Annotated in this window: 10 protein-coding genes and 1 tRNA gene; 6 read left to right on the top strand and 5 right to left on the bottom strand. The window is 68.7% G+C overall.

From position 1 onward, the window contains the following. Window positions 1-158: 158 nt before the first annotated feature. The gene (locus ACIOVG_RS17905) at window positions 159-710 is read right to left on the bottom strand and encodes a hypothetical protein (protein ID WP_400876537.1); all 552 of its coding nucleotides are present in this window, start codon (window positions 708-710) and stop codon (window positions 159-161) included. A 124-nt stretch (window positions 711-834) separates the two neighbouring features. Here ACIOVG_RS17905 and ACIOVG_RS17900 point away from each other — a divergent pair, with 124 nt between their 5' ends. Both ACIOVG_RS17900 and ACIOVG_RS17895 read left to right on the top strand, forming a co-directional pair. Further along, complete coding sequence (locus tag ACIOVG_RS17900; RefSeq protein WP_400876535.1) at window positions 835-1,554, top strand: hypothetical protein; 720 nt, start codon at window positions 835-837, stop codon at window positions 1,552-1,554. A gap of 134 nt (window positions 1,555-1,688) precedes the next feature. Further along, window positions 1,689-1,814 (top strand): hypothetical protein, encoded by a 126-nt coding sequence (locus tag ACIOVG_RS17895; protein WP_400876532.1) that lies wholly within the window; start codon window positions 1,689-1,691, stop codon window positions 1,812-1,814. 401 nt (window positions 1,815-2,215) lie between these two features. Here ACIOVG_RS17895 and ACIOVG_RS17890 read toward each other — a convergent pair whose 3' ends face one another. Then, the gene (locus ACIOVG_RS17890; RefSeq protein ID WP_400876529.1) at window positions 2,216-2,788 is read right to left on the bottom strand and encodes a VanZ family protein; all 573 of its coding nucleotides are present in this window, start codon (window positions 2,786-2,788) and stop codon (window positions 2,216-2,218) included. Between the two features lie 305 nt (window positions 2,789-3,093). On the opposite strand from ACIOVG_RS17890, the gene ACIOVG_RS17885 reads away from it, so the two are divergent. Next, a complete protein-coding gene (locus tag ACIOVG_RS17885; protein WP_400876526.1) occupies window positions 3,094-5,385 on the top strand; it encodes an MFS transporter in 2,292 nt (763 codons plus the stop codon). Between the two features lie 56 nt (window positions 5,386-5,441). After that, window positions 5,442-6,116 (top strand): TetR/AcrR family transcriptional regulator, encoded by a 675-nt coding sequence (locus ACIOVG_RS17880; RefSeq protein WP_400876523.1) that lies wholly within the window; start codon window positions 5,442-5,444, stop codon window positions 6,114-6,116. A gap of 214 nt (window positions 6,117-6,330) precedes the next feature. Here ACIOVG_RS17880 and ACIOVG_RS17875 read toward each other — a convergent pair. Both ACIOVG_RS17875 and ACIOVG_RS17870 read right to left on the bottom strand, forming a co-directional pair. Further along, window positions 6,331-6,421 (bottom strand) — tRNA-Ser (locus ACIOVG_RS17875). Window positions 6,422-6,475: 54 nt separating this feature from the next. Beyond that, the gene (locus tag ACIOVG_RS17870; RefSeq protein WP_400876520.1) at window positions 6,476-8,017 is read right to left on the bottom strand and encodes a PucR family transcriptional regulator ligand-binding domain-containing protein; all 1,542 of its coding nucleotides are present in this window, start codon (window positions 8,015-8,017) and stop codon (window positions 6,476-6,478) included. 98 nt (window positions 8,018-8,115) lie between these two features. Between ACIOVG_RS17870 and ACIOVG_RS17865 the strand changes: the two genes are divergently transcribed. Beyond that, window positions 8,116-9,600, top strand: coding sequence for a CoA-acylating methylmalonate-semialdehyde dehydrogenase (locus ACIOVG_RS17865; protein WP_400876517.1), 1,485 nt, complete (start codon window positions 8,116-8,118; stop codon window positions 9,598-9,600). A gap of 29 nt (window positions 9,601-9,629) precedes the next feature. After that, window positions 9,630-11,018 carry an aspartate aminotransferase family protein gene (locus tag ACIOVG_RS17860; RefSeq protein WP_400876515.1) on the top strand — a complete coding sequence of 463 codons (1,389 nt, stop codon included), beginning with the start codon at window positions 9,630-9,632 and terminating at the stop codon, window positions 11,016-11,018. Between the two features lie 170 nt (window positions 11,019-11,188). On the opposite strand, the gene ACIOVG_RS17855 is transcribed toward ACIOVG_RS17860, so the two are convergent. Further along, entirely contained in the window at window positions 11,189-12,850 is a 1,662-nt protein-coding gene (locus ACIOVG_RS17855) for an amidohydrolase (protein WP_400876512.1), read from the bottom strand. Between the last annotated feature and the right edge of the window lie 2 nt (window positions 12,851-12,852).

Here is a 12,852-nt window from a genome sequence, read left to right as displayed (position 1 = left end):
GAGTGGGGGCGACTCACGAACGGTCTGCGCCGTTGCGGTAGTGATCGGCTCCGATGCCGTAGCGCACGCGCCAGATGGCGAACCGGTGGCTCCGCTTACGTACTGGATCTGTGATCGTGTACGCGACCCGACAGATCAGGGGTGGAATTCTCGAACGGTCAGTGGCCGCGCGTCGCCAGGTAGTCGGCCGCGCGGGCCTTCAGATCGGAACGACGCGGTTCGCCCATGAGCTGGATGCTCTCGTACACCGAGCGTCCGTCCTTCGCGGTGGCCCGCAGATCGAGGTGCGGCTGTGCGAAGAACACGTCGTAGAACGGTGCCAGCGTGGCATCCGAGAACTTCGCCTGACGGGCGATCGTGAGCAACGGGGTGCGGAAACGACCGGAGAAGTGGTTAATGTCGGCACCCGCCTCGATGAGCCGGCGCAGCAACGGAGCCTCTGCGGGGACGTCATGCGTGCCACGGCCGAGCAGAGCGTGCAGCACGGTGTCCCGCTCGCCACCCACCCCGGAGAGAGCGGCGGGGTCGGCCCCTTCATCGAGCAGGAACGAGCTGATCGCCACGCGTGCTGACAGGTCGCCGTTCGTCAGGGAACGGTGCAGAAGGGTCTGACCTTCGCCGAAATCACGGACGGCGTCGCCGGGTTGGAACGCGGCGACGAACTCGTCGAACGAGGCGTTGGCCGCGAGGAACCACACGTCGGCGCTCATGACCTACCGCCCGCAGTATGGCGGTGGGAGACATGTGACGAGGAGGACATGGCCCCCACGCTAGCCGACGGCCACGACAGAGCCGGAAGACGGCCACGAAAACCGGGGTGGATAGCGTGGAGTCATGAGCGATTCGAAGAAGACGACCGGTGACTTCGCAGGACGAGCGATGAGGGGAGCCGCGCTGATCACGGTCGCGGTGCTCCTGGCCGGCTGCTCGCCGTCGGCACCGGCGCCGGATGCCAGTCCGACCGCGAGCGACGAGGAGCGGTATCAGGCGCAGCTGGCCGAGGAGCGCCTCGAAGCCCTCGTCGACCCGATCACCCCACTTCCCAACGCAACGCCGACCACGCCCGCCGGCACAGAACTCGCCGCGGGCGAGTGGGCGGTCGTCGGTCGCGAGTGGGCCTCGGATCAGACGACCATGACCGTCGGCGTCGTGCCCGTCTCCGCCACCGCTGGCGACCTCGAGAGGGACTTCGCCTATCTGCCTGACGATGAGCGAGCCAAGCTGGGCGCCGTCACCCCGCTCTACGTCGACTACCAGTTCGCTCTCCTCGAAGGCGAGCGCATGTATCCGGCGACGACGGGCATCCAGCTTCTGCTGTCCGACGGATCCATCGCCGACATCCCGATCATCGTCGGAGGCATGGGCTCGTCGACCACCGACACCTTGTGCCCACGGGAGCCGGCAGCATCCGAGTTCCCGCAGGAGGTCGGAGACGTCTACCAGGGGTGCAAGACCTTCCTCATCCCCGAGGGTCTGGACGCCGTCAGCGTGCAGTGGGGCGGCGAGGGCATCTACACGACCGAAGGCGTGCGCTGGCCGGTCCCGGTGGCGTGAATGTATGCGCAGGATCGACCCCCGGAGCCATCAGCCTCCGTGTGACCCGTCTCCCGGGAAACAAGAACCGGTGGCTCGTCAAGCCATCAGTACTGGGGACAGACGCGAGCGCGCGTGTGGAACGGTGGATCATGATGACTCTGAATCGAAACGCAAAGGCCGCCGCTGCGGTGGCTTCGGCATCCGTCCTCTTCCTGCTCGGTTCGCTGTCACCGGCGGCGGCCAACGCCACGGAGCAGGTGGGACAAGACAACGTGTGACATCAGGAGATGCCTCGGACGAACGAGAGGCCTCAAGCGGCCTGGATTGCGGAGTCATCGCGATTTCTCTCGCTTGGATTCTCGCAACGACCCTCGTCATCTATGGCTTCAGTAGTGACGTCGAGATCACTTCAGTCCCCCTCCCCACATAGGTAGCGTGCGCTCGTCAGCGTGGGACGAATGCCGAAATGACTGTGGAAGCGATCTCAGCCCCGCTGTGCCGCGATACCTCGCCCTCGTTCCTCGCGGGCGGCGGAGGCACTCAGACGATACGCGCGTGCAAGCCGCTCCAGGCCGTCGCTCTCATCGCCCTGGGTACTCGCACCGGCGAGAAGAGTCTCGCCCGGGCGCGGCCGAGATCTGTATTCAGGGGGTCGAGCGCTTCGAACAGCGACCGCGTTCTACCCGTCCACGCCCGCGCGCTCACGCGCCGGCCACCGGAACTGCTGGACGAATCCGGCGATCCACGTCGAGCGCGTCAAGAGCAGGAACAGGCCGTAGCCGATCATCCCGCCCAGGATGTTCGTCAGCCAGTCGTTGATGTCCGCGAGGTGTCCGCTGAACGCGAACCGTGCGGCGGCCATCTGCAGCAGCTCGATGGCGAGGCTCGCGGCGGCGACGATCACCAGCACCTTCCACCAGCGCGGACGCGTGATGAGCAGGGGGAACAGGATGCCGAGCGGGATGAACACCGCGATGTTGATGAGAGCGTCCTCGAGCCCGTAGTCGACGAACGGCACGAGGTAGAGCGGCAACGGGCGCGGCCCGTCATAGAACCCCGTCCCGTAGCGGAGGAAGATCGGGAAGACCGTGTTGGCGATCACTCCGCCCGCGTAGACGGCGAGGACGGCGGCGACGCTCGCCCGGGCGAGCGTGACACGCCCGCGGGAGCGGAGGACCCAGAGGAGCACGAGGAAGATCACGACTCCGAAGGGGATCACGATCGGGAGCATGGGGACTTCGACGAATTTCATTCACTGCTTCCGGGGACTGCGTGGCGCGGTGCAGGAGCACCGCACTGATCGTATCGGGATCGGAAACGCGGGATGGCCGCCGGTGAGCACGACGTCGCACTCGGCCAGCAACTCCGCTCCGCCGCGGGTGAAGTCGTGGTCCGCGATCGCATCGAAGGGAGACGACAGGAACTCTTCGCGTCGCGAAACTCTGCACGACTCGGGAAAAGAGTAATTGCACTCAGCGCAACGTTGCATTTAGTGTAATCACAGTCGCGGAGTCGATGTGCGCACTCCCGTGAACCGACAACCGATCGGAGACGCTAATGTCAGATCACCAGGCCGAGCCTCGCGTGCCCTCCCCCTCCTCGCGGGCAGCTCTGGGCTTTCTTCCTTTCCTGCAGTTCGCGACGGGACTGCTGAGCGCGTGGTACATCGTGCTGCTCAGCGAGATTGGGCGCGAGTTCGATGTGAGCGACGCCGAGCTGAACTGGGTCAACGCGAGCTACATGCTCGCCACGGTCGTCGTGGTGCCGATTCTCGCCAAGCTCGGCGATGTGTTCGGCCATCGTCGGCTGTCGATCTACTCCGCAGTCGCGGTCACGGCCGGCACCGCCCTCATCGCTCTCGCCCCATCGTTCAGCGTCGTGCTCGCGGGCCGCGCCCTGCAGGCGCCTCTCGCCGCGTTCCTTCCGCTTGCGTTCGCGATCGTCCGAGAGCGGGCGGGCGAGTCTTCCGGGAAGGCAGTGGGCAGCCTCGTCGGTTCCGCCACGATCGGCGGAGCGCTCGGGGGAATCGGTGCCGGTCTCGTTCTGCAGATGTTCGGAGATCTACGCCCGACGCTCTGGATACCCGTCGCAGTGATCGCGGCATGTATCCCTGGACTGATCTTCTTCGTCAGGGAGACGGCTGTACGGTCGACAGGCGGAGTCGACTGGGCAGGTGCGAGCCTGCTCGGCATCGGCTTGCTCCTGACGTTGGGAGCTTTCGCCAATGCACCCTCGTGGGGGTGGACTGACGTGCGGACGTTCAGCGGGATCGGGATCGGACTCGTCATCCTCGTCGCATGGGGCTTCGTCGAGAACCGGGTGAGCAGCCCCCTCGTCGATCTCGCGGTGTTGACGAGAGGCGGGGTCGGCGTGCCTCTGCTGATCGCTTTCCTCGGTGGCGCGCAGTTCTTCGGGAGCACGACCGCAACGACTCTCTTCGCACTGTCCGATCCCGCCGTTCAGGGCTTCGGGCTCGGGTTCACGCCGACCACCGCCGGGCTGATCGTGATCCTGACGACAGCAGGAACCATCGCGACCGCATTCACCGGGGACCGCGTCGCCCGCGCGATCGGAGTGCGCGCGACGATCTTCGTCTCCGGCATGCTCGTTGCGGGCGCATATCTGCTGCTGCTCCTGTGGTCGAGCTCGACCGCGGTGTTCCTGGCTGCTGCCGTGGTGACCGGTCTCGGCAACGGGCTGCTGCTGAGCGTGGTGCCGGCGGCGATCGTTCGCGTCGCTCCTGCAGATGCGGTGGGTATCGCCTCCGGGCTCTACAACACCGCACGCGCCGCAGCCGGCGCGATCGCCGGCGCGTTCTTCGCCTTCGTGATGGCATCGCTGGTGGAGGGCGGACCCACCGTCGTTCAGTTCACCGCCGTATGGGCCATCTGCGGTGGAATCTGCATCGCATTCGCGATTCTCGGCCTCTTCGTTCGGCTGCGATCTACGGATGCGAGCGGGGCGATCGGCCAGGTGCCCCCGAGTCTGCGCCTTCGTGCGAGCCAGGGGCTCATGCTCGCGATGGGCAGGAGGATGGCGAAGTCGTCTCCGACGCTCGAGAAGTCGCGGGCGATCACCCACCGCATGGAGAACCGGCTCAGGGTCGCCTCGGGCGTGCAGGAACTCCGCGAGACCATCGACGGCGTTCCCGTCCACCGCTACTCACGAGGTCAGGCTTCCGGGGTGGTGCTTCACGTTCACGGCGGTGCCTACGTCGGCGGTAGCGCGACCTTCGGACGTGCGCATTCGGGCCTCGCGCGCCGGTATCCGATCGACGTCGTCAGCGTCGACTATCGGCTCGCACCGGAGCATCCGTACCCCGCCGCCGTCGATGACGCCCTCGCGGTGTACCGGTCACTGGCCGCGAAGGGGCCCGTTTCGATCATCGGCGAATCTGCCGGGGGCGGTCTTGTGCTCGCGCTCACCCAGCGCATCCGCGATGAAGGATTGCCGATGCCGGTCGGAGTCGCCGCGATCATGCCGTGGGCTGATCTCACCCAGACCAGCGCCAGCTACGACCTCAACCATGGACGCGACATCCTGACCCGCGAAGGTCTGACCCGCAGCGCCCGCTTCTACGCGGGAGGGATCGCGCTCGACAGCCCGCTCCTGTCGCCCCTGTTCGGCTCGTTTGCCCGATTCCCTCCGACCCTCGTCCTCGTCGGCACCCACGACTCCCTGCTGGAGGATGCGCGCGCGGTGCATCAGCAGCTCCTCGAAGACGGTGTGGCAGCGGAACTCATCGAAGTCGCGGGAGGCGCACACGGCTTCATCCAGTTGCCTGCTCCCGAAGGGCGAAAGTCCCTGGCGCGCATCCACCGCTTTCTCGTCGACACTCTCGAGCTGTGAAGCAACGAGCCCGGGCTCGCCAGCGGCACGGCTCCCGAAGCAGATACCCTGATCCGATGAGCACCGGAGTGGATCGTCGTGCCGCGCTGAAAGCGCGCCACAGAGACGCCATCCTCTCCGCAGCCCGGGAATTGATCCAGAACCGTGGAGGGCCCTCTTTCGGAGTGGACGAGTTGTCCGCCCGGGCAGACGTCGCACGGCGCACCGTGTTCAACCACTTCGCCTCGCTCGATGACGTGCTCATCTCCGTGTGCGAATCGGACATCCTGGTCGTCGTGGATCAGTTCCGTGCCGCGGTCGATTCTCCGCCCGCAGGGGAAGCATCACCACGTTCGATGTACGACGACATCGCCAGGGCCATGCGCTCGATAGACATACCGCCGGTCATCGTCCAAGTCGTCCGCACCCTCGGCGCGCCCGGCAGCAAAGGGGCACGCCGAGGCATGCTCTCCCAGGCCGCGCTCGAACGCGCCACGACAGGCCTCACCGACGAGATCCGTCGCCAGCACCCCGACACGAATCCCCTCGACTCCGAACTGCTCGTCCAGTTCTTGACCGCAGGACTGGTCGTCATCGGCCGACACTGGTACCGGCGCACAGGCGGGAATCTCGATGAGAGAGGGCGGGCCGAATGGAGCGGTTTGGTCGAGGAGCTTCTCACCAACCTACGGCCGGCGCAGAGCGCCGTGCTTGCTCGATCGCCTGGGATCGACCCCGGCGAGAACGGCTGATCCCCCGGAACCCCGGTGGGAACAGTTCCCGGAGTGGAGGCCATGACAGTCACCGGTCCGGAGCCCGTACGGCGCTCGACGACAAGCGCCTCGACCCGTTCGTGCCTCCGCGTCTCGAGGGCATCCGACGTGAAGCACAGAGCTCGTCCGTGGAGAGACGACGTAGTCGTAACCCCGGGAAGCGGAAAACCCCCTCACGAGGAGGGGGTTTCCATGGCGGTGACGGTGGGATTTGAACCCACGGTAGGGGGTTACCCTACACAACTTTTCGAGAGTTGCACCTTCGGCCGCTCGGACACGTCACCGCGGAACAGCTTACGCGAGACGGGGCGAGTGCGCGAATCGAGCCGTCGCCCCGTTCAGGACGGCATCCCTCCCCGGCGGGCGAGCAGCGCGAGGTGGAGCGCGGCGAGCGTTTCACCGTCGTCGAGATCGACGTCGAGCAGGTCGCTGATCAGGGTGAGGCGCTGGTAGAAGACCGACCGGGAGAGATGGCTCGCGGCGGCAGCGGCCGAGCGATTGCCCGGATGCATGACGAGCGCGGTGAGCACGTCGAGCAGGTCGCCGCGGCGTTCGCGGTCATAGGCGATGACGGGCGCCAGCATCCGCTCGCTGTGCGCGAGCAACCGGTGATCGTCGCGCAGCGAGGCGACGAAGCGCTCCAGCGGGCGATCATCCACGCGCCGCACGCGCGGGCCGGTATCCGAACGATCACTCGCGGCCAGGTCGCGCGCAGCACGCAGCGAGGCGAGCAGGCCGAGCACGTCATCCGCAGGAGGCCCGACGAAGACCGTGCGATCGGGGCCGGCGATGCGCGCGGCGATCGTGTCCGAGAGCGGGACGGATGCCGGTAGCGACAGCAACGCGACGTCGTCGTCCCCCACCCGTGCGGCGACCACGGCCGCCCCGGCCTGCCGCGCACGGTAGGCGAGCTGCGCGGCGGACTCGGCACCCCGGGCGACGATGCCGTGGCAGTGCCGCCCGGCGAGCACGAAGCCGCTGGTCGCGAGGCGGGCCGCGATGTCATCCGGACTCGCGAAGCGCGCGCCGAGCAGGTCGTCGATGAGGCCGCGCTGCGCGAGCAGCGACCACTCGGAATCGCCGCCGTCCGCCAGGCATCCGAACGCGAGGGCCGTCGCTCCCTGCTCGAGCACGGTGACACGACCGGCCGGGTGCACCGGACCGGGCAGCGCGAGCAGCGTTCCCCACCGCACGCCGCGCGCCTGTACGGGCACACGGTCAGCGGAACGCAGCTTTCCGAGCGCCTCGGCCACCGGCATCCGCAGGGTCTCGTGGGCGATCACCTCGCGTGCCAGGTTCTCGAGCACGACCGGAGCGCCGAGCGCGCGAGCCGTCTCGGCGACGACGACGTCGGCCGGGGCTCCCCGCAGGCTCAGCGCGGTGAACAGCTCGTGCAGGTACTGACGCTCACGCAGCGCCATGGTCTGCGCGGCGATCAGCGCCCGGTGCACGGCCTCGGTGACGGCGACGAACTTGACCTCGCTGGTCAGCGCGATCAGGGCGAGCTCGCGCTCGGCGCACACCTCGACGACAGCATCCGGGATGCGACCCTGTCCGGCACCGAGCTCGACCACGACGCCCGCGATCCCGGCCCGATGCAGCCCGACGGCGAAGTCCCGCAGCTCCTCGGGAGCGGTCGGCCAGCCGGCTCCGGTGCTGAGAAGCAGCTCCCCGCCATCGAGCAGTCGGGCGACGCCGGCACTGTCGGACACGTGCACCCAGCGCACGGCGGCATCGAGCGTGCGGCCGCCGACGATCACCTCGGGATCACCGGCCTGCAGCACGGGCTCTGCGAGCACATCCGCCACCGTGAGCAGCGCATCGTCCCGCGTCGGACGATCTGTCCGGCTGGAGCGGAAGTCCTGACGTTCTGGTATCACGTCCGGCTCCTTCGCTCTGTGATCATTGAGGAGCACAAGCCTATCGAACACCGGTCAGAGTGTTCGAGCCCGCATTCTTCAGCAGTCGGAGGAACATCGTGGACATCGTCCGTCACGTCATCAACGGAGTGGAGACCGCCGAGGCGGCTCGCACCGGCCAGGTCTTCGATCCCGCCACCGGTCAGGTGTCGAAGCAGGTCGCGTTCGCCTCGACCACCGAGGTCGACTCCGCGATCGCCGCCGCCGCAGCCGCGGCACCCGCGTGGCGCGAGACCAGCCTGATCAAGCGCGCCGACGTCTTCTTCCGCCTGCGCCAGCTGCTCAAGGACCGCACCCCCGAGCTCGCCGCGATCGTCACCTCCGAGCACGGCAAGGTGCTCTCGGATGCCGCTGGCGAGGTGTCGCGTGGCATCGAGAACGTCGAGTTCGCCGCCGGGCTCGTGCACCTGCTCAAGGGCGAGCGCAGCGAGCAGGTCTCACGCGGCGTCGACGTGCACTCGGTCAAGCAGCCGGTCGGCGTGGTCGCCGCGATCACCCCGTTCAACTTCCCCGTGATGGTGCCGCTGTGGATGGTGGCCTCCGCGATCGCCTGCGGCAACACGGTCGTGCTCAAGCCCAGCGAGAAGGACCCGTCCGCCGCGGTGTGGATCGCCAAGCTCTTCGCCGAAGCGGGTCTCCCCGACGGCGTGCTGAACGTCGTGCACGGCGACAAGGAGGCCGTCGACGCACTCCTCGAGTCGCCGCAGGTCTCGGCCGTGAGCTTCGTCGGCTCGACCCCGATCGCCCGCTCGATCTACCAGCGCGCCTCGGCCGCCGGCAAGCGCGTGCAGGCCCTCGGCGGCGCCAAGAACCACATGGTCGTGATGCCGGATGCCGACATCGACGGCGCCGCCGACGCCGCGGTCTCCGCCGCCTACGGCTCCGCCGGCGAGCGCTGCATGGCGGTCTCGGTGCTGGTGGCCGTGGGCGATATCGCCGACGACCTGGTCTCGGCGATCGCCTCCCGCATCGACGGACTGAAGATCGGCCCCGGCACGGATGCCGCCAGCGAGATGGGTCCGCTCATCACGCGCGAGCACCGCGACCGCGTCGCCTCCTACGTCACCGGTGCGGAGGCCGAAGGCGCGAAGGTCGTGGTCGACGGCACGCAGAAGCAGTTCGAGTCCGAGGGCTTCTTCCTCGGTGTCAGCCTGATCGACCAGGTCGCCCCCGGCATGAAGGTCTACGACGACGAGATCTTCGGGCCGGTGCTCACGGTCGTGCGCGTCGAGACCTACGCCGAGGCGGTGGCCCTCGTGAACGCGAACGCGTACGGCAACGGCACCGCGATCTTCACGCGCGACGGCGGCACCGCCCGGCAGTACGAGTTCGACATCGAGGTCGGCATGGTCGGGGTGAACGTGCCGATCCCGGTGCCGATCGGCGCCTACTCGTTCGGCGGATGGAAGGACTCGCTGTTCGGCGACTCGCACATCTACGGCCCCGAGTCCGTGCACTTCTACACGCGGTCCAAGGTCGTCACCACCCGCTGGCCCGACCACACGCCGTCGCAGATCGACCTCGGCTTCCCGAGCAACCATTGATGTCCACCACGGAGACAGGAGCGACCACGATGACGAACTTCACCGACCGCCACGGCATCTCGCACCCGCTGCCGGCCCCCGAGGCGGAGGCGCAGGTGCGCGCCGACGACCGCGGCCACGTCTTCCACTCCTGGAGCGCGCAGGCCCTGATCGATCCGCTGCCCGTCGCGGCGGGAGAGGGGTCGACGTTCTGGGACTACCAGGGCAACGCCTACCTCGACTTCTCGAGCCAGCTGGTGAACCTGAACCTGGGGCACCAGCATCCCGACCTGGTCGCGGCGATCCAGCAGCAGGCAGGGCGCCTCGCCACCATCCAGCCGTCGATCGCGAACGACGTGCGCGGCGAGCTCGCCCGCCTGATCGCCGAGGTCGCACCGGACGGACTCGAGAAGGTCTTCTTCACGAACGGCGGTGCCGAGGCCAACGAGTACGCGGTGCGCATGGCCCGCCAGTCCACGGGCCGACGCAAGGTGCTGTCGATGTACCGCAGCTACCACGGCTCCACCTCGACCGCGATCTCGCTCACCGGCGATCCGCGCCGCTGGGCGAACGACGGTGTCGACAACGGCACCGTGCGCTTCTTCGGTCCCTACCTGTACCGCTCGCCGTTCCACGCCGAGACCCCGGAGCAGGAGTCCGAGCGCGCGCTCGCGCACCTCGAGCAGACCATCCAGCTCGAGGGGCCGCAGACCATCGCGGCGATCATCATCGAGACGGTCGTCGGCACCAACGGTGTGCTCGTGCCGCCGCCCGGCTACCTGCAGGGCGTGCGCGAGCTGTGCGACCGCTACGGCATCGTGTACATCGCGGACGAAGTCATGGTCGGCTTCGGCCGACTGGGCGAGTGGTTCGGCGTCGACGCGTTCGACGGACGGCCCGACCTGATCACCTTCGCGAAGGGCGTCAACTCCGGATACGTGCCGCTCGGCGGCGTCGTGATCTCGGAGCGGATCGCCGCGGCGTTCGACACCATGCCGTTCGCCGGCGGGCTGACCTACTCGGGCCACCCGCTCGCGTGCGCCGCGGGCGTGGCCACGTTCGAAGTGTTCCGCCGCGACGGCATCCTGGAGCGCGTGCGCGACCTCGGCGAGCGCATCGTCGAGCCGACCCTGCGCGCGTGGGCCGAGTCGCACCCGAGCGTGGGCGAGGTCCGCGGGCGTGGTCTGTTCTGGGCGATCGAGCTCGTCCGCGACCGCGAGACCCGCGAGCCGCTGGTGCCGTTCAACGCCGCCGGAGCGGATGCCGCCCCCATGGGTGCGTTCGCGGCGGCGGCGAAGAAGGCCGGCGTCTGGCCGTTCACGCACTTCAACCGCGTGCATGTCGCTCCCCCGCTCGTGATCAGCGAGGACGACCTGGTGCGCGGCCTGGCCGCGATCGACGGCGCACTGGCCGTGGCCGACGAGGCCGCCGCCGGCTGAGCATCCGCGCAGAAGGGCCCGTCCTCGTCCTCACGAGGGCGGGCCCTTCCTGCATCCGCCGTGTCGACCCGACAAAACGCGGAGCCGGTGACGATTCGCGGACCGATTCGACCGAAGTCTCCGTGATTCGTCACATCCTCCGAAATTCGTCACCGGCCCGGCCGCCCACCTCACTCCCCCGAGTCGTACACCCGCACCCCGTCGACCCAGGTGCCGCGTACCTCGGTGAGGCCGATCTCCTCGGCCGGATGCTCGAACGGATCCCGGTCGAGCAGGGCGAGGTCGGCGCGCATCCCCACCGCGATCGTGCCGGTGTCGTCGAGGTGGTTCACGCGCGCCGAACCTGCGGTGTACGCGGCGAGCGCGGTCGCGAGATCGATCGACTGCTCGGGCAGGAACGGCTCGTAGTCGCCCTCCCACTCGGTGGGCGCGGAGCGTCGGTTCACGGCGACGTGGATCGCGGCCATCGGGTTCGGTGTGCTCACCGACCAGTCGCTGCCGGCGGCGAGTGCGGCGCCGGAGCGCAGCAGGTCGCCGAACGGGTACTGCCACCCGCTGCGCTGCTCCCCCAGGAACGGGAGGGTGAGGTCGACCATCTGCGGCTCCAGCGTCGCCCACAGCATCTGCATGTTCGCGGTGACGTCGAGCGCGCGGAAGCGGGGGATGTCGTCGGGGTGCACGACCTGGATGTGCGAGATGTGGTGCCGGTTCCCCCGCGGGCCGTTGGCGACGAGCGCCGCCTCGACCGCATCCAGGCACTCGCGCACTGCTCGGTCGCCGATCGCGTGGAAGTGCAGCGTGAAGCCGAGGGCGTCGAGCCGGGTCGCCGCCTCCTTGAGCAGCTCGGGCTCGACGAACGAGATGCCGGAGTCCTCGCGCGGATGCCCGTGGCCGTCGCAGTACGGCTCCAGCATCGCAGCGGTGAAGTTCTCGGCGACGCCGTCCTGCATGATCTTCACGCTGCGCGCGCGGAACCGCCCGACCGTGCCGGCGTCACGGCGGGCCACGATGTCGTCGATCTGCTCCAGCCCGCGCGAACGGTCCCACCACAGCGAGCCGACGACCCTGCCGGTCAGTGCACCGGATGCGGCGGCGCTGAGGTAGGCGGGCAGCGGATCTCCCGCATCGCCGTACTCGGTGCCGACGATCGCGTCCTGCCACGCGGTCACGCCGTAGGAGTGCAGGTGCCGTTGCCCCTGCAGCAGCGCCTCGACCAGCCGCTCGGGCGCCTCGACCGGGAGGAGCCGGTTGACCAGCCCCATCGCGCCCTCGTGCAGCGTGCCGCTCGGAGCGCCGTCGGCGTCGCGTTCGATCCGGCCGTCCGCGGGGTCGGCGGTGTCGCGGGTGATGCCGGCGAGCGCCAGCGCCCGCGAGTTGACCCAGGCGCCGTGCCCGTCGCGGTTGGGCAGGAACGCCGGGCGATCGGGCAGCACGGAGTCCAGGTCCGCCACGGTCGGTGTGCCGCCGGGGAACGCCGACATCTGCCAGCCGCCGCCGAGGATCCACTCGTCATCCGGGTGCTCCGCCGCGTACTCCGCGATCCGCGCCAGGTACTCCTCGCGCGTCGCCAGCGCCGACAGGTCGCAGCGCAGCATGTCGAGTCCACCCCAGACCGGATGCACGTGCGCGTCCTGGAACCCCGGCACCAGCAGCCCGCCGGCCAGGTCCACGACCTCGGTGTCGGGGCCGATCAGCGCCGAGACGTCATGACCGACCGCCGTGATGAGCCCGTCCGTCACGGCGACGGCCCGCGCGGTCGTGCGCGCTCCGTCCGACAGGAACACCCGACCACCCCGCGCGCCACCCGCGAACACCAGATCAGCGAAGACCATCG

Origin of the sequence: Microbacterium sp. NPDC087591 (assembly GCF_044743625.1) — a bacterium.
Classification (GTDB): Bacteria; Actinomycetota; Actinomycetes; order Actinomycetales; family Microbacteriaceae; genus Microbacterium.
This window is presented reverse-complemented; position numbering and strand designations above follow the sequence as displayed.